The following is an 18,912-nucleotide window of genomic DNA, read 5'->3' as shown; positions in this document are numbered from 1 at the left end:
CTACTTTTTCTTTTTGTGAAAAGCCATCATGCGTCTGCGCTTTCGCTGTTGCGCTAACGTTAACTGGTTTTTCTTTCCCTCAAATGGGTTTGCGCCTTCACGGAACTCAATTTTAATAGGCGTGCCCATTACCTGCAGCGACTTTCTGAAATAGTTCATCAGATACCGTTTGTACGCGCCCGGTAAATCGTTGACCTGGTTCCCGTGAATAACCACCACGGGCGGGTTGTATCCGCCTGCGTGGGCGTACTTCATTTTAACCCGGCGACCTCGCACTAATGGCGGCTGGTGCTCTTCTTGCGCCATTTCCATTATCTGGGTTAACAACGCAGTACTCACCCGTTTTGTCGCACTTTGATAAGCTTCAATCACGGATTCAAACAGGTTACCGACACCAGAGCCATGTAATGCGGAAATGAAGTGCAAACGGGCAAAATCGATAAACCCAAGCCGTCTGTCCAATTCCCGCTTGATGTCGTCTTTCACGTCGGTATCCAACCCATCCCACTTATTCACGGCTATCACCAATGACCGGCCGGAGTTTAAAATGTAACCCAACAAGCTTAAATCCTGATCGGCAATCCCTTCTCTTGCATCGACCACCAGCAATACCACGTTGGCTTCTTCAATAGCCTGCAGCGTTTTTACAATAGAAAATTTCTCTACGGCATCGGCAACTTTTCTGCGTTTTCTCACACCTGCGGTATCGATGAGTATATATTCACGCTCATCACGCTCCAGTGGAATATAAACACTATCCCGTGTGGTACCAGGCATGTCATAAACCACGACCCGTTCTTCCCCTAAGATACGATTGGTTAGTGTTGATTTACCCACATTGGGTTTCCCCACTATTGCAAGTTTTATGGGCAGCCCCTGTAAGCGTTCCAACTGTGCCTCGGCGTCCAGCTCTTCTTCCTCAGCTTTTGGCTCGACCTGCATATCGGGAAATGCTTCTGCGAGGGGAACGAGTGCATGGGCTAACAGTGCTGATACCCCCCGTCCATGAGCCGCAGCAATTTGATGTACCTGACCCATACCAAGGGTATAAAAATCAGCTGTCTCACTGTCCCCGTCGATCCCATCCACTTTGTTTGCAACGACAAACATGTTTTTGTTTATTTTGCGCAGGTGGTCTGCGATACCAATATCGGCTGGCAACAAACCAGCTCTGGCATCAACAAGGAATAACACCACATCAGCTTCATCAATAGCACGCAACGACTGTTGTGCCATTTCGGCATCAATACCGTCTTCGTCGCCCGTTATGCCCCCTGTATCAACAACGATAAATTGCTTTTGCTCGTACGTCGCCTGACCGTACTTTCTGTCCCTTGTTAAACCAGGGAAGTCTGCAACTAGTGCATCTCGGGTGTTGGTCAGTCGATTAAACAGTGTGGATTTCCCCACGTTGGGACGGCCCACGAGGGCAACTACAGGCAACATGCTTGAAGTCCTAAATTGAGTAATGAGAGATAAGCAGTGGCCGCGTTATCGGCGCAGCCACAATTGAATCGCAGGATTATAACCTGATTTAGAGGAGTCGTCAGCACAAGGCTGACGTATCACTCTTTACTGAGGAAAAGAAAATGACGCGACGTCACCTTCCCTTGTGACAGCGATGATGTTGCCATTCACATTCAGAGGAGATACATAAACAGATTCGTCTTCATCGTCCCCTCCAAGATCGTAGCGGGCTACCATTTCACCGGTGGATTTATCAAGCCAATGAATCAAACCCCATTTGTCACCCACAACAATGTAATCGCCCACGGGTTCTGCTGCTGTCAATGAGCGCTTCTTCAAGCCGCTCTGCGACCAAAGCTCGACCCCGTTGCGGCGATCTAACGCATAAACATACGAGTCATTGTCTACCACGAACAAGGTAGTGCCGTCCATGGTAACATTGCGGTATGAACCGTACTCGCGCTTCCAAATCACACGACCTGAACGCAACTCTACTGCAGCAAGTGTGCCGTTGTAGGAAATGACGTAAATGGTGCCACCGAACATCAAGGGCGCGGCATCAACATCAACAATACGCTCGAGTTCCGTAGCGCCTGCAGGTGACGTAACAGCGGTTTCCCATGCCACCAAACCAGAGTCAATGATATTAACCTGTACTTTCCCAGTAGGCGTTCCAACAATCACCCCACCATTACTGATAGCCGGTGTTGATATACCTCTTAGTGACAATGGAGGAACATCTCCCTCGTGTTGCCACGCAGGTTCGCCAGTGCGTAAATCAAACGCAAAAAGCGTACCCGCACCGGTATTTACGACCACTTTGTTTTCGCCAGTAGCCGGCGCTGCCAGAATTTCGCCAGGCACAGTTTGCGACCACTCTAACGCGCCTGATTCAGCATTCAGCGCCATGAGTATGCCATCTTCAGTGCCGACCAGCACGAAATCTCCATCGACAGCCAACCCTGCGATTTTTGCGGACTGACCACTCGCCCATAAGCGCCGTACAGACGCCATCATGCCTTCATCGGTGAAGATAGCAAAATCTTGTTCCCAAATAACGCGCCCTGTATCAGGACTTAGCGCCGCCACCACTCCGTGGCGATCAGCCATGTATAACTTGTCGTTAGCAAAAACCGGGCGCAGGCGGGAAAAATAATCATCAATGCCATCACCAACTTCAGTTTCCCAATTAACAACTGGGGTAAACTTTGCATCCAGTGGCGCGATGCGACGAATTTCCAACTCTTCCTCATCTGCGAACCAATCTGTGATGGTTGTGCATCCTGATAGCGTGGCGGACAGCACCGCGGCAACACCTAATGCACGTGTAATTCGACCAATGCGGTCACACGTTGTTGATAACAAATCCGATACCTCTGTTGTCATTAATTACTGGCTAAAGCCGGTAAATTGTCGAGTTTCATTTCAAGTAACACGTTGCCCGCAGCCTTTTCAAGGGCCTGGCTGTACGCAAGACGTGCGTCATCAAATTTTTCCTGTGCTACATATGCATCGCCTTTTACTTCGCTGATTTTAGCTGCAAAAGCATTGTCGTTGAGGGCTGAAAGCGTATTGAGGGCATCAGAAACTTCACCCAACTCAATTTGAACCCGGGCGAGCCGAATCCCAGCCATCGTTGCCAGGTGTGGATCAGCCGTCGTGGACTGTACTTCTGACAAGCGCATTTTCGCCAGGTCTAAATCACCGGCGTTTACGGCTTGTTGCGCTGCCACAAGTCCACCTATGGTGGCATAACCCGTATTTTCTGTTTGCGCTATGAAGTTATCGAGCTTTTCTGTATTACCGTCAGCTTCAATGGCCTGCACAGCAGCCTGATAAGCGGCAGACGCTTCTTCCTTGGCGACGCGTTGAGTATCGGAATAATAGCGCCAGCCCCACAGTCCGCCCAACCCTAACACCGCACCAATAACAATGGCTGCGCCATTGTCTTTCATAAATTTCTTTATCGCTTCAACTTGTTGTTCTTCTGTGGCGAATTGTTCCATGTATATGACCTCTAAAACCCGTTTCCTGCTACTCAATCAGGTAGCGATTAATCCATCTGTGCTTTTAACACATCGGCCAAATTTGCTAATGACACGGTTTGTTGTTCACCTTCACCGCGCAAAGGTTTAACCGTGGCCTGCTTGTTTTCAGCCTCTTCTGAGCCCAGCAAAACAGCCACTGCTGCGCCGCTTTTATCTGCTCGCTTCAATTGCTTTTTAAAGTTACCGCCACCGCAGTGCATCATCACCTTTAGCGATGGCAACGCATCGCGCAGGGATTCAGCCACTTCAAGCGCGTATGCATCAGCCCCTAAAGACGTGACATAGACATCGGCGGCTATATTATCTTGTCCGGTGGCTTGCAACGTAGTTAACAGCAACACCAACCGCTCCATACCCATGGCAAAACCAACTGCAGGTGTAGCCTTTCCGCCGAGCTGCTCAACCAGCCCGTCGTAACGCCCTCCTGCACACACGGTGCCCTGCGCTCCCAAACTCTCCGTTACCCACTCAAAAACAGTGCGGTTGTAGTAGTCCAGACCGCGAACTAAGCGTGGATTAACCTCGTATTGGATACCCGCTTGTGACAATCGTTCACATAAATTTGAAAAATGTGCTTGTGATTCATCGTCCAAGTAATCAAGTAACGATGGCGCGTCCTGAATTGCTGCCTGCACATCCGGATTTTTGGAGTCTAATACCCGCAGCGGATTTGTCTCTAGTCGACGCAGAGAATCTTCATCTAACTGAGCGGAACGCACCTTAAGGTAATCAATCAATGCGTCGCGATAACGCTGGCGTGCATCGTTAGAGCCGAGAGAATTGATTTGCAAAGTAACCTGATCACTGATTCCAAATGCTTTCCATATACGGGCGCTTAGCAGGATAACTTCTACATCGATATCCGGTCCTTCGAGCCCATACGTTTCAACGCCAAACTGATGAAACTGACGATACCGTCCTTTTTGCGGCCGTTCGTGCCTGAACATTGGCCCCATGTACCACAGTCTTTGCTGCTGGTTATACAACAAACCGTGCTCGTTGCCGGCTCTGACACAACTAGCCGTACCTTCCGGTCGCAGTGTGAGGCTGTCACCGTTGCGATCTTCAAAGGTATACATTTCCTTTTCCACAATATCAGTGACTTCACCAATAGAACGTTTAAACAGGTCAGTACTTTCAACAATAGGAGTTCGTATCTCCTGATAACCGTAATTTGCCACGACCTGTCGTAACGTTGACTCAACACGTTGCCATGTTCCGGACACCTCCGGCAGGCAGTCGTTCATGCCCCGAATCGCCTGAATAGTTTTAGCCACCTGAAATTCTCATTATCCTGATAAATAAAAGCCCCGCATTATAGGGGCTTTACCGTTAAACAACAATCGTCCTGGCACTTGAAAACAGATTAAGACTCTTTGACAGCGACAGGGATTTTATTCGCTTCATCCAACCTTGCCGCTTTTGCTCGGATACGTCTTTCCAGTTGGTCAACCAGGTCGTCATTAGCAAGTCTCTCACGCTGACGCTTCCCGTCCTCGTAATAACCACTCATATTTCGCGCACCGGTAAGACCCAAATCTGAGACTTCCGCCTCACCGGGGCCATTTACGACACATCCAATAATGGACACGTCCATCGGGGTTAGAATATCTTCAACCCTCTGTTCCAACGCATTGACCGTACCGATAACGTCAAACTCCTGACGAGAACAACTGGGGCATGCGATGAAGTTGATACCACGACTGCGGATCCGCAGCGACTTGAGAATATCAAAACCGACTTTAATTTCTTCCACCGGATCTGCCGCCAAAGATACTCGCAGGGTATCGCCAATGCCTTCGGCCAATAACATGCCCAATCCCACCGCACTTTTCACTGCGCCGGCCCGCTGCCCCCCCGCTTCGGTAATACCAAGGTGAAGCGGTTGTTCTATTTGCTTGGCCAGCAACCGATATGCACCGACAGCTAAAAACACGTCCGACGCTTTTACACTCACTTTAAACTGATCAAAGTTGAGCTTGTCTAGGATCTCCACGTGCCGCATGGCCGATTCTACTAAGGCTTCCGGCGTTGGCTCACCGTATTTTTCCTGTAGATCGCGTTCAAGGGAACCACCGTTTACACCTATGCGAATAGGAATGTTCTTGTCTTTAGCACAATCGACTACAGATTTAACCCGTTCCATATTCCCAATATTGCCGGGGTTAATACGCAAACAGTCAACCCCATACTCTGCGACCTTCAGTGCAATGCGATAATCGAAATGAATGTCGGCAACCAGCGGAACGGAAACCCGTTCGCGGATCGCTTTAAAGGCTTCGGCGGCGTCCATGGTCGGTACAGACACTCTCACGATCTCGCCGCCGACAGCCACAATGCGATTAATTTGTGCAACCGTTGCATCTACATCGGTTGTCTGGGTATTCGTCATCGACTGAACGGCGATGGGTGCGCCATCGCCTATGGGGACATTTCCCACATTTATCCTTATCGATTTACGTCTTGATATAGGATTTTCAGTAAACATGCTTAATCCTGCATTGGTAATGAGAAGCGAGCGATACGACCGTCCTGAAACGCGGATATATCAACGGCTTCTCCTTCATAGGTAATACTCACCCCGTCCGGAGCACCAAGGGTTACTTTGAAAGGTGGCTGTCCACTAATCGGCATCACCCGTCCGGTATTTTTTACGCCATAAGCAATCGCTTCACCCGTAGCATCTTCAATGTTAACCCAGCAATCTTCGGCAAAAGTAAACACCAGCGAAACCGTCTTTGCGGCGTCGTTTACCGCAGCAGCTTGCGCTTCTTCTCCAACGTCTCTGTGCTGAGTCAGTGCGCCGCCGATATCATCGACCTGTCTTTCTCCTTGCTCAGCCAACGCACCGGCTGCCCCAACGCTCTCTGATAGCACGGAATTGCTCGCGTCGCTTATACCAATATCAGCTACACCAGCATCCAAGCTTTCGGAATCGCTTTCGCCGGCCAATGCTAACATCGATGCCTGAGGATCTGCGTCCTGTAGTTCCTCTGATACTGAAGGCGACGAAACAGGCGCGGCACCAGTATCCGCAGGTTCGCTATCAATCTCATTTCGGGCGGCTTGAGACGCGGAACCGGCAGCCACTGGCGGGTTGTTATCCGTGCCAATGGCGCTGTTATCATCAGGCTGCTGATACCACCAAACTACAGAAGCGGCAACAATGAGCAGAAGAATTATCCATGTCACCATCATCCAGCGGTCGTCATGAGCCTGTTTAGCAACTTTCCGGGAAAAACTCTGTAACTTAGCCGGTGGTTTGGTGGTGGTATGTAACTTTTCAAACTCGCTTATCACCAGTTTGTCATCCACGCCGACCTGCTTGGCATACATGCGAACATAGCCTTTCGCAAAAGTTACAGACATGTTTTCATCGAGGCGGTCTGCCTCTATGTCATCAATATTTCGTTGTTTCAGGAAGAGCTTATCTGCCATCTGAGCCTGACTTAGCCCAAGTTTTTCCCGGGCCTGGCGCAACATTGCACCTGGCGTAGTGGTGTTGTCGCCCATCGCTTCTTCTGCCTGACTTTCTTGTGAACTCATTAGATAACCTGTCAGTGTTATTGGGGAGCCGTCAAACGCAAACGCATACCCACCACAATATCACCGGGGTCAGGTAAGTCGTTCCATTCTTGAATTTTGGCCATTTTAAGATTGTATTTCAGTGATATACGGTAAAGGTTCTCACCCTTTTGAACCACATGGTATCGACTTTGTGCGCCAGCGTCATCGCTTTTTATCGCGGGTTCCATTTTTGGGTTGTGGCTGGGGTTCGTTTTGATCGGAATGGATGCCTGTGGTTTCACTGAATTTTGCGAGGTCACCGGTGCGCCAGTCGTCGCTTCAGGGGCGTGAGCAGCTTTGGGTTTTGTCGTTCTGACAATCTGCGCGCTAGCATTTGTCTGACTCAACATTTCAGCTTTGTAAGCTTTGGCTGCAACGCTTTGGGGGTACATGGTAACGAGCATTTCACCGTAACCTTCAGCCGTTTCAGTGTCACCCTTTCCAGTAGCGATTTCAATGGCAAGCTGTATGGATTCCGGACTCACACGGGCTACTTTTTCATAGCGTCGCATGGCATTTTCTGCCTCATTCCAACGCCCTTGACTAATATAAATTTGAGTTAGCATAAACAGACTTTTGGCTCTGCTGGGCTGATGATTCAATGCGCTAACCAAATAGCGCAAGGCTTCGTCAGTTTCTCCCTGAGCCTGTGCACAAATAGCCATATTCTCATATGTTTCCGCAGAGTTTGCATACTGCTGATTATCAAGCGCTTTAGTAAAATACTCCGTTGCTTCCTCATACCGACGCTGCTGACAAAGAAACGCGCCATAGCTGTTTGCAATATCGGGATTTCTCGGCGCCAGTTTCAGCGCATCTTCATAGGCCGAATCCGCACGCGCCCACTCCTCTACAGTTTGGTAATAGTAAGCCAGAGAGTAATGTGCGTCAGCGTAACGAGGGGCAAACTCCAGCGCCTTATCCAGGTTGACCTTGGCCTGCTGGTAATTTCCGTTCTTTAGATACGTCAACCCCAGTGAAATACGAGTCTTTGCAGCCTGCTGTAAATCGAACTCATCCCCCGAGGGGTAACCAGGAGTTTGACTGACACAACCCGAAAGCAGCATTACCGCACCAAGTAAACCTAATCGCATGAACTTTTTACCTTTATTGTAAATTGTTATTGCGCCATTTTTACTGAAATTGCTTCGCCTTTCATCTGTTTCTTTAGCATTCGTTTGGTTCTGTCTACAACGTCACCAACCAACTGGCCACATGCTGCGTCAATGTCGTCCCCGCGGGTTTTGCGCACTACCACGGTGAGACCATAGCTCATCAGCACTTTTGCGAAACGATCGATGCGAGAATTACTGGAGCAAAGATACGGTGATCCCGGATAAGGATTAAACGGAATTAAATTAATTTTACAGGGCGTCTCTTTAAGTACCTTCGCTAATTCATGAGCTTGTTCGGTGCTGTCGTTAATATTTGACAGCATGACATACTCAACCGTTACCTTGCCCTGATTTGCTTTCGACTTGCTCAGATAGCGACGCACGCCGGCCAAAAATGCCTCAATATTGTATTTTCTATTGATTGGCACTATTTCGTCGCGCAACGTGTCATTTGGCGCATGCAGAGAAATAGCAAGGGCGACATCGATTTGGTCACCCAGCATATCGAGGGCCGGAACAACGCCCGAAGTACTTAAGGTAACACGACGTTTTGACAAACCAAAGCCGAAATCATCGAGCATGAGATCCATCGCCGGCACCACGTTTTTTAAATTGAGTAGCGGCTCGCCCATTCCCATCATTACCACATTGGTAATAGGTCGTTTAGATGTGTCTTTGGACAGCCCTAAAAAGGTTGCCACACGCCAGACTTGCCCAATAATTTCGCTTACCGACAGATTGCGGTTAAACCCCTGTTGAGCAGTTGAACAAAACGTACATTCAAGGGCACACCCCACCTGAGAAGACACGCATAAAGTGGCTCGCTCCGCTTCGGGGATCCACACAGATTCCACTTCCTGACCGCCTTGCAGTGCCAACGCAAACTTGATAGTGCCGTCACTGGCTTCCTGATAGTATGCAATGTCAGGGGCGACAATCTCGGCGTGTTCAATAAGTTTGGCACGCAGGTTTTTGTTGAGGTTCGTCATCTCCTCAAAGTCACTGACACCTTGCTGATAAATCCATTTCATGACCTGATCGGCGCGAAAGGGCTTTTCGCCAATATCGGCAAAAAATGCCCGCAGTCCTGCGCGATTGAGATTTAATAGATTTGTCTTTGCCATAAAAATTGACGACCCCGGTTATGTCTGAAAACGATATTGACCACACCCCTTAACCTGACGCCTCGAATAACGGGTAGCCATAGGTGCTTTTCTTGCCACCCCTGAAGTGCGAATGCTTCAATGCGTTTTCCTGTTTTAGAGATAAACCGCGATGGGGAAAACGACAGCGAATGATGTGGTGTGCTGCACAAATTTTAGCCGCGCATTCTACCACAGGCATACGCGCTTAGAAAGCCAGGTTCAAGCAAATTACGCCTCCCTATCAATCCTTGGTTCGACAAACAAAACAATCCTCAGGCTTGAGTGCATTGTTCATCTTGCCGACCATTGGTAAAGTGGTCAGGCAAACACAACAATAATCTGGCTTACAAGCCGGAACGACTCGGAGAACCTAATGAAAAAATCTATCCTCGCGTCAGCGGTTTTGTCCGCTCTAACACTGATAGCGTGCAGCCCAAACGAACAAAGCAGCCAAAACGCGAGCAAACCATCTGTTAATGAGACGATTAGCTCGGAAAATGTTTTACTCAAGCCTAGTCCACTTCCTTATCAGGCACCGGAATTTGATAAGATTAAAATCGAACACTACGAGCCAGCCTTCGAACAAGGCATGCAAGAGCACATTGAAGAGATTAACAATATTGCGGTTCAGGCTGGTGAACCGACCTTTGACAACACTATCCTAGCCATTGAGAAAAGTGGTGAATTGCTCAACCGAGTTACCACCATATTTTTTAACCTTTCAAGCATCGTATCAAACGATGAAATTCAGCGTATTGAGGCTGAAATGTCGCCCCGCCTCACTGCCCACAGAGACAGTATTTATCTCAATGCCGCACTGTTTGAGCGGGTGAAATCAGTATATGAACAACGCGAAGAACTCCAAGGTGAAGACAGGCGACTGACAGAAAAGACCTACGAGAATTTCATCCGCGCTGGCGCTAATCTCACTGATGCAGAAAAAGATCAAATCCGCGGCATCAACGAAGCTATCACTAAACTGGAAACAGACTTTTCCCAAAACGTACTGGCATCGTTTAAAAATGACACCATTGTAGTGAATGATAAGGCACAGTTAGCCGGACTATCTGATGGCGACATTGCTGGCCTCAAGAACGCCGCTGAAGCCGTAGGCAAAGACGGTTATATGATCACTCTGGTGAACACGACCCGTCAACCCATTCTCTCCAGCCTGGAAAACCGTCAACTGCGCCAGAAGATATGGGAAACCTCTGCAAATCGCGCCTTGGACGTAAATGGCCCCATAATTCTCAAACTTACTAAATTAAGGGCTGAAAAAGCCGCACTATTAGGCTTTCCAAACTGGGCGAGCTATAAGATTGAAAACCAAATGGCTAAACAGCCTGGAAATGTCTTTAAGATCCTTGATGATTTAGCGCCTCAGGCGGTTGAAAAAGCCAAGCAAGAAGCCGCGGATATTGAAGAAGTGATGCACGCTGACGGCGTTGAGGGATCGGTACAACCCTGGGATTGGGCTTATTATGCAGAAAAAGTCAGAAAGGCCAAATATGATCTTGATGACAGTGAAGTAAAACCCTACTTCGAGCTCAACTCGGTATTGGAAAACGGGCTCTTTTTTGCCATGGAAAAGCTCTATGGTATTACTTTCAAAGAACGCACGGACCTGCCAGTTTATGTGGAAGATGCTCGCTTATTTGAAGTCTTTAACGACGACGGCTCCAACATTGGCTTATTCTATTTCGACCCTTATGCCAGAGAAGGTAAGCGCGGCGGCGCATGGATGAGTGAATTTGTAACTCAGTCATTAATGAACGGAACTAAACCCGTGGTTTACAATGAACTAAATATTGTCAAACCGGCACCAGGTGAACCAACACTTTTGTCTTTTGACGAAACGCAAACCCTTTTCCACGAATTTGGTCACGCCGATCACGGCCTGTTTTCACTGGTAAAATATGCCAGTCTTGCCGGCACGAATACCGCTCGTGATTTTGTTGAATTCCCATCACAATTCAACGAAGACTGGGCTATCGACCCGGCGGTATTAGCAAATTATGCCAAACACTACAAAACCGGTGAGTCCATTCCTCAGGCCCTGGTGGACAAAATGATGAAAGCCGTCACCTTTAACCAAGGCTTTAATACTGTCGAATACCTCGCTGCGGCGCTGCTCGATATGGAATGGCACATGCTGAGTACGGATGCTGAAGTCACAGATGTAGCTGCATTTGAAAAAGCGGCTTTGGCTAAGCACGGTATTGACTACGCGCCAGCGCCACCGCGATACAAGTCAGCGTACTTCAGTCATACTTTCGCCGGTGGTTATTCGGCGGGCTATTATGCCTACTTGTGGACAGAAGTACTCGCGGCGGACGCATTTGCGTATATGGCTGAACACGGCGGGCTAACGCGGGAAAATGGCGACCGCTTCCGCAAAGAAATTCTGTCAAAAGGAAATAGTGAAGATTTAATGGAAAACTATGTGGAATTTCGCGGTAAAACGCCATCTGTTGACGCATTGATGAAGCGTCGGGGCTTAACGGAGTAATAGCGCGAATCGATAAGTTCGCAGTTATCAAAAGCACCGGACTGACCGCAAATATGAAAGGGGGAAGCGAATATGGCTTCCCCCTTTTTCAATGACGCGCTAAAGGGCCATCAATTTAACGCCAGTTGCATAAGTCAAAGAGAAGACTCAGCACTTACCACAAAAACAGTGGCAGACATTGGCTCCAAAGTAAGGGTTTCTCCTACACCAAAGGTTTTGCCATCCCGCAATCGGGACAACCGGGTATACCCTGACAACACAGAGCCGTATTTTCCCAAATCAAGTACGATTTTTTTCTTATTCAGTACCACCATCAACATGCCATCATCCACGTTGCCTGTTGTTCTGAAGAAGGTATAGACACCATCGTCAGGTGCATAGTGTTTCATCTCGCCCTTAAAGAACTGTGGGTGAGTTTTGCGCAGTGAGAGTAATTGCTTAACCCGTTCCTGCGCCCAACGTTCGTCTTTGTTCAAGCCTTCACCTGTAAATCCATTTTTGCCCTCGTCCTCGCTCCAACCACCAGGGAAATCAGTTCGGATGATTCCGTGGTCATCACTCTCCCCGTTTTGCATGAGGATTTCCGTGCCGTAAAACACCTGAGGGATGCCACGGGTGGTAAGAAACACTGTCATTGCCATGTTCCATTTGTTGAGATCGTGATCGACTTGCGTGTAAATTCTGCTCATGTCGTGATTATCCGGAAATATCACCACATTGTTTGCATCGCCGTAAAGAAAATCTGTAGCCAGTGTTTCATACAAGTTAATAAACCCGGCATCCCAACGCTCTTCACTGTTTACCGCTCTGACCACTGCGGCCTGGAGGGGAAAATCCATGACTGACGGCAACGCACTGTGATAACCGTCATGGCGATAGCTCCCCGCTTGCCAATAGGACGTGATGGCAGGGTTAACCGACCACTCTTCTCCCACAATGTTAAGGTTTGGATATTCCTCCATTAACCGGCTTGTCCATTGTGAAAGGAAGTCTTTATCGGAGTAAGAATAAGTATCAACGCGAATACCACTTAAATTGGCGTACTCCACCCACCATATCGCGTTTTGAATCAGATAATTGGCCAGATGTGGATTGCGTTGATTCAAATCCGGCATTGTGGGGACAAACCAACCGTCGCTAAACCCTTTTTTATCACTCTCAATGACATGGGGATCGTGAAGGGTTTCACGTTTATGGCTGGTCCCAACAAACTTACCACCGTTATTGATCCAATCTGCCGATGGCATATCTTGCATCCAAATATGATGACTACCAATATGATTGAGCACCATATCCATAATCAGGCCAATTCCACGCTGAGAAGCAGCCTCACTCAGTGCAACATAGTCATCATTACTGCCATAACGGGGGTCAATCTGATAGTGGTCTGTGATGGAATAACCATGGTAACTGTAATTGTTCATGGCATTTTCGAGCAACGGCATGCTCCAGATTTGCGTAAAACCCAGCTCTTCAATGTAGTCGAGATGCTCAATGATCCCCTGAATATCTCCACCATGTCGTCCCCCCTTCTCGGAGCGGGCAGCTTTATCGGCGTAACCTGGTATATTGTCATTTGTTGTTGAGCCATTAGCAAATCTGTCAGGCGCGATGAGATAAATTGCATCTTCAGGACCGAAACCTTTGCGTTGGCGGGCACCTTCACTGCGTGATAAAAGAGGATAGTGCAGTATTCTCTCACTCCCGTCTTCGTCTCTAAACGCCAGTACCACATCACCTTCCTCGGCGTGTTTCGTGTCCAGTGTTACAAACAGGTAGTTGGGGCTATCTAACTGTGTCACCGATGCCACATTACCGTTGCCATTGCGCAAGACTACGCTGTCGTCGCCAACCCCCTGAGCATAGATCATAAGTTCAACCACAGGAGCTTCCATACCGACCCACCAGTTGGGCGGGTAAGCCACCAGCGCTTTTTGCAAAGGGGCGGAAAACCCCATTGTTGGGATCACCAGAAGCCACAACAACGCACATGAAGCCACCGAGAATTTGAAACGATTGAATGTCTGCACAACGACCTCTTTTTTAAAATATTGTTAAATATGGAACCTGCGTCGATTTTACTGGCTCAACTGCCCAAGACCAACGCCCTGAATACGTATTCAGGGCCTCTGTAAACGGCAATACTCACGCAAAAAGTCATCGTGACTGGCCAGCTTTCCCACTGGTTCGTTTTTGATTTTTTTAATACTGGCCATCAATTCGAAGAGTTTTTTCTCTGACATCCCGTTAGCCAATGGATGATAGTCACCTGCCTTAACACCCTGCCCCATCAGTACTTGTAGCCATGAACTCTCAAGAAATAAATCATTTTGAGCTCTGAATAAATTGCCGGATGCCGTAAACAACTCAATCTTGTGCATAAGGCTTTCCGGCACCTCCATATTTCTTACGTCCTTCCAGAATTGACTGTCGTTACGCTCATTCACGTGGTAGTGCAAAATAATGAAATCGCGGATTTGCTCAAACTCCATTTGCGATTGTTTATTGTATTCCTCAATTTGTTTTTGCTTTATTCCATCGTGGGGGAACAAGTGCACAAGACGCACCACAGCAGATTGGATCAGGTGTATACTGGTAGACTCCAGTGGCTCTAAAAACCCGCCGGATAAACCTACTGCAATCACGTTTTTGTGCCATTGCTTCCGTCTCCTGCCCGTTCTGAAATGAATGTACTTAGGATCGCCTATGGGCGCCGTCTCTAAGTTGCTTGATAGTATATCGAGGGCTTGGTCGTCAGTGTAATGATGACTGCTATAAACCAATCCATTGCCATTTCTGTGCTGTAACGGAATACGCCATTGCCAACCTGCAGTATGGGCAATTGACCGTGTAAAGGGGCTGGTTTTTTCGTGGCGTTCTGAAGGCATGGCAACAGCCCGATCACAGGGCAACCAATGAGACCAATCTTCGTAGCCGGTATTTAGTGTTTGTTGAATTAACAAACCCCTGAAACCCGAGCAATCGACAAATAAATCCCCTGATATTTTTTTACCATCTTTGAGGGTGACACTATCAATATAACCGCTGTCTGCATTTTGTTGCACGCTGGTGATGATACCTTCCGTGCGTGTTACGCCCATTTGTTCACATTTTTTACGCAGAAAACGGGCGTAAAGAGACGCGTCAAAGTGGTACGCATAAGGCATTTCAATTATCGGATCCGGTGAGGCAATGTGAGCAAATTTACCGGCTTCACAAGCCAGGTAGTTTAAATCGTAGTCCCAAAGGGAGTCTTCTAGGCCGAGCTGTTGAGCGCGCTTAAAATAATGGTGAAACTGGCAAAATGCGAAGCTCTTGCCCGGCGCGCCAAACGTATGGTAGTACTGCTCACCATTAACACGCCAATTTTCAAAGCGTATGGCGAGCTTCATGGTCGCGTTTGTTTCTCGTATGAAGGCCTTTTCATCAATACCGAGCATGTTATTAAGAAGCGTGATAGGTGGAATCGTTGCTTCGCCGACCCCCACCGTACCAATGTCCTCTGACTCAATAAGGTTGACGCTAACCGTTGCGCCGAGCAGGCGCTGTATTACTGCAGCTGAAATCCATCCTGCCGTTCCGCCACCTACAATAACCACATCTTTAATTACGTTTTTTGTCATTTGACCGTTACCATCACACCCTTCACGCTACGCGTAGCGTCAATTCACTCCAAAGCTATCACGTTGCTGTGATAAAAAGAAAAAGCTCCAATCAGATCGACCAATGGAGCTTCTAAATCAGTTATTTTGTGTAGTGTAAAACGCCCTCTTTAGACAAGAGGGCATGGTTCCCATTAGAAAGTGTAGTTAACTCCCAGCAGGAAGTTACGTCCAAATTGTTGATATTGCGTAATTTGACGGCCATCACCAGGGTTTGCTTGAACAGTGGGTTCGTCGGTTAGGTTTTGTCCTTGAAGGGTAATGCGCAAGCCTTCCAGTGACTCGATGCCTGATTCGCTGAAATCATAACCGATTTGCGCATCCCATTGCTCCCCACCGCGGTCGTCAATTTGCGCCAGTGACAAACTTATTGCCCGAGTTTCTGTACTGAAAGGGTCTCGCTTCGTACCCGAAACCCGCACTTCAAAACCATTGCTTTCATAGAAAGCGGTAAAAGAGTATGACTCTTCGGATAAACCGGGCACAGCATCACCGTTATCAAATTGTCCGTCCAGGAAAGTAGCGCTTGCGAACACACCAAATCCTTCCAGAGAATCGTGGATAATGTCCAAAGGCAAACTGCCCTGCAATTCCCAACCACGAACAAACCCCTCCAAGCCATCTTCGCGGAAACTTACCACACCGTTAAATGTACCCGGTGGAACGATATCATTCTCGTCAGCAACACCATCACCATTGATGTCCGTTTGGCCGGATGTCTGGTGGAAACCTTCGATATAAGAACCAGAGAAATCGCCAATGGTTTGCCCTGCTATGTGCCAGTTCGTTAAATCTTTATAGAAGAAACTAACGGCAAAGTAACCAGAATCCGCAAAATAGTTCTCGTATGCAATATCAAACTGGTTCGCTTCCAATGGCTTCAGCCTTGCATTACCAGCACTCGCTGACCAAGGGCCATTAGCAACGTTAGTGGAAACGATTTGTTGATCGTTAAATGTAAAGCTCACTGTGTTGTTAGGCCTCATGTCATCCATGCGAGGGCGACTTAGTACTTTGCCTAACGCCGTACGTATGAATTGGTTTTCAGCAACTTCAAAGCTTAAGTTTAGCGTGGGCAAAACGTCAGTGTAAGCATCTCCATCACTTATAGGAGTTATAGAAGTGAAGCCTGTAGGGCCGGTTGTGGTGTTAAAGCCATCACCAGTTTGGTCCACACTGATCACTTGTAAGCCCAAGTTACCAAACACCAGCACGTCACCAATTTCGGTATCAATGTCAAGCTTAGCGTAAGTGGTTAATATTTCTTCTTTAATGGTGTAAGAGTCGCCTAACCGACCATTTTCAAATAATTCCGCTTCGGTTTCGATATAATAGCCGTCTCTGTAGAGCGCCAAACCATCGTAGGCAACTACGCCTTCAATACCGATAAAGCTTAAATCTGCAGTTCCTAGCGGATTGGGAATAGGGTCAGCGTCGGGCCATACGGGTGACGTGAGGTAAGCACCATTGTTATCTTTTTGTTTTTCCCGTTCCTGATAATTGACGCCCGCAGTAAGCTTAGTAAAAATGCCCCAGTCTACATACCCTTTTACATCAAGTCTTATTGCGTCTAAGGTCTCATCAAATACGGGTTCGTTCACAAAACCATCTTGCGCAGTATTAGGGCCAAAGCCTTCTACTCCTTGAAAACGTTCCACAGGTCCTAGTGAGCCACCCCAGGCTTGTGGACCGGCGAGACGCACTAACGTTGGATCAGCAAGATCAACACTGTCCAGTGTAGGGTGATCGCTATAAACCACACCCGTTGATGTCATCGTCCAAGCGCGCGGGGTAAGCGGGCGCCCATCCACACCGGCACGACCAACACCCGAATAACTTTCAATATCTGTGATGGTTTTATCCACTTTACCGCTGGAAACATCCAGTGTTGCCGTCCAGTCTTCATTGACAATGTATTCTGCATTAAGACCAAAAGTGGTTAATTCAGCTTTTTGCTGTCTGGAGTCATTTCGAATGACGGACAGGTAGCCGTCGTAGTAACCTGACGTCACCAGCCCATTGTCTACGCCTGTTATGGTGTAATCCTGCGTGCCCCATGCAGCACCGCCTTCCTCTACACCGCGCCTTACGTCATTTTCTTCAAAGTCGATGTAGAGGGCGTCCAGCTGAATTTTCAGGTCTTCATTAGGTGCATACTCAATAACCCCGGCAATAGACGTACGCTCCAACATTGCCGAACGGGTAAACGAATCATGCCCGCCTAGAATAACGGTACCTTCAGGTACTTCTACGCCATCTGCTGCTTTACTGCCATCCGCATCTGCATAGCCCCAACCGCGGAAGTGTTGTTCCTGCCGTGGCGACTCCATGTCGGCAATAGCAAGCGCTACGCCGATGGTGTCGTTGGCAAATTGATCAACAAAGTTAAACGACACCCGGTGCCCTTTGTTATCAAAATCCGGATTACCGGACTCTTCCTGGTTAACTTCGTAATTGGCGTTAATCGCCATGGTCTTTTTCGCCGTTAACGGGCTCACCGTCTGAATATCGATGGTACCACCAATACCTTGGGTCATAAGACCGGCTTCAGGCGTTTTGTAAACAAGAATATTGGAAACAATTTCAGTGGGGTAAAGATCAAACTCAACCCCACGGTTGTCGCCCATGCCTAGCAATTCACGTCCATTGAGCGTTGTACCCACGTAATTTTCGTTGAATCCGCGGACGGACAAGCCACTTGTGCGACCATTGCGGCGTTCACCAGCAAGACCTGGCAAGCGAGCCAGTGACTCTGCAACAGATGTGTCTGGTAGTTTTCCGATATCTTCTGCAGATAGTGCCTCAACAATTGACGTGTTATTCATTTTAATCGCCTGCGCGCGTTGCAGGCTTCCACGAATACCACTGACCTGAATAACTTCAAGTTCAGCATCTTCAGGCGCATCTGTGTTCGCGTCTTGCGCAAATACGGGTGAACTGCCAAAAGCCATGCCACCTGAAATGAGCGCAGCTTTTATTAGGTTGGGTTTAAATTGTTTCATAAAACGGTGTCCCATACGGTTATTTTTGTTGTCTTTTTGTTGTTCTTCTAACAATTCAATGACAAAACATCTCGGAGCTAATGCTATAGAGGACTTAGATATTGCACAATTGGCTACATACGTATTCAATAAAATTAATGCAACACAGAGTTAACATTAATCACTCATAACGATAACGAAAGAAACAACCAGAAATAAATCAAGTACCCCCATATCAACGAGTTATAGCAAAACCCCGTTAATGATGTGCGGTGTAAACAGCAAAAAAGCACTGGCTAGATTTAAATAGAAAAACAAAGGTGCGAACAGGGATTTTGAGAGGAGTATTGGAAAGCAACCTCACTTACACCTGTCGTGTAAGCGAGTTGCTTTACCCTGTATTGAAACTAATGGTTTT

General features: G+C 47.8%; 12 protein-coding genes. 1 reads left to right on the top strand and 11 read right to left on the bottom strand.

Annotated features, from left to right (window positions below; all coding sequences use genetic code 11):
* The 8 genes from der to KO518_RS08235 form a co-directional block, all read right to left on the bottom strand.
* Entirely contained in the window at positions 1-1,446 is a 1,446-nt protein-coding gene (der, locus tag KO518_RS08270; protein ID WP_216025341.1) for a ribosome biogenesis GTPase Der, read from the bottom strand.
* 126 nt (positions 1,447-1,572) lie between these two features.
* On the bottom strand, positions 1,573-2,832 hold the full coding sequence (gene bamB, locus KO518_RS08265) for an outer membrane protein assembly factor BamB (RefSeq protein WP_371742281.1): 1,260 nt from the start codon (positions 2,830-2,832) through the stop codon (positions 1,573-1,575).
* A gap of 20 nt (positions 2,833-2,852) precedes the next feature.
* Entirely contained in the window at positions 2,853-3,473 is a 621-nt protein-coding gene (locus KO518_RS08260; protein ID WP_216025339.1) for a tetratricopeptide repeat protein, read from the bottom strand.
* Positions 3,474-3,520: 47 nt separating this feature from the next.
* Positions 3,521-4,792 carry a histidine--tRNA ligase gene (gene hisS / locus KO518_RS08255; RefSeq protein ID WP_216025338.1) on the bottom strand — a complete coding sequence of 424 codons (1,272 nt, stop codon included), beginning with the start codon at positions 4,790-4,792 and terminating at the stop codon, positions 3,521-3,523.
* A gap of 89 nt (positions 4,793-4,881) precedes the next feature.
* Positions 4,882-6,003, bottom strand: a complete 1,122-nt coding sequence (ispG, locus tag KO518_RS08250; RefSeq protein ID WP_216025337.1) for a flavodoxin-dependent (E)-4-hydroxy-3-methylbut-2-enyl-diphosphate synthase — start codon at positions 6,001-6,003, stop codon at positions 4,882-4,884.
* A 2-nt stretch (positions 6,004-6,005) separates the two neighbouring features.
* Positions 6,006-7,061 (bottom strand): RodZ domain-containing protein, encoded by a 1,056-nt coding sequence (locus KO518_RS08245; protein ID WP_216025336.1) that lies wholly within the window; start codon positions 7,059-7,061, stop codon positions 6,006-6,008.
* A gap of 17 nt (positions 7,062-7,078) precedes the next feature.
* Positions 7,079-8,176 (bottom strand): type IV pilus biogenesis/stability protein PilW, encoded by a 1,098-nt coding sequence (gene pilW, locus KO518_RS08240; protein ID WP_216025335.1) that lies wholly within the window; start codon positions 8,174-8,176, stop codon positions 7,079-7,081.
* Between the two features lie 26 nt (positions 8,177-8,202).
* Positions 8,203-9,321, bottom strand: a complete 1,119-nt coding sequence (locus tag KO518_RS08235) for a bifunctional tRNA (adenosine(37)-C2)-methyltransferase TrmG/ribosomal RNA large subunit methyltransferase RlmN (protein WP_216025334.1) — start codon at positions 9,319-9,321, stop codon at positions 8,203-8,205.
* A gap of 394 nt (positions 9,322-9,715) precedes the next feature.
* Between KO518_RS08235 and KO518_RS08230 the strand changes: the two genes are divergently transcribed.
* Positions 9,716-11,851: a M3 family metallopeptidase gene (locus tag KO518_RS08230; RefSeq protein WP_216025333.1), complete on the top strand. Its 2,136-nt coding sequence runs from the start codon at positions 9,716-9,718 to the stop codon at positions 11,849-11,851.
* 134 nt (positions 11,852-11,985) lie between these two features.
* Here the strand turns inward: KO518_RS08230 and KO518_RS08225 are convergent, their stop codons facing one another.
* The 3 genes from KO518_RS08225 to KO518_RS08215 all read right to left on the bottom strand — a co-directional run bounded on the left by KO518_RS08225 (position 11,986) and on the right by KO518_RS08215 (position 18,515).
* A complete protein-coding gene (locus tag KO518_RS08225; RefSeq protein WP_216025494.1) occupies positions 11,986-13,809 on the bottom strand; it encodes an alpha-amylase family glycosyl hydrolase in 1,824 nt (607 codons plus the stop codon).
* A 162-nt stretch (positions 13,810-13,971) separates the two neighbouring features.
* Positions 13,972-15,474 carry a tryptophan halogenase family protein gene (locus KO518_RS08220; RefSeq protein ID WP_216025332.1) on the bottom strand — a complete coding sequence of 501 codons (1,503 nt, stop codon included), beginning with the start codon at positions 15,472-15,474 and terminating at the stop codon, positions 13,972-13,974.
* Positions 15,475-15,647: 173 nt separating this feature from the next.
* Positions 15,648-18,515, bottom strand: a complete 2,868-nt coding sequence (locus KO518_RS08215; protein ID WP_216025331.1) for a TonB-dependent receptor — start codon at positions 18,513-18,515, stop codon at positions 15,648-15,650.
* Between the last annotated feature and the right edge of the window lie 397 nt (positions 18,516-18,912).

Source organism: Aestuariibacter sp. A3R04, from assembly GCF_018860805.1.
GTDB lineage: Bacteria > Pseudomonadota > Gammaproteobacteria > Enterobacterales > Alteromonadaceae > Alteromonas.
The sequence above is the reverse complement of the archived record's forward strand: the minus strand, read 5'-3'. Positions and strand labels throughout refer to the sequence as shown.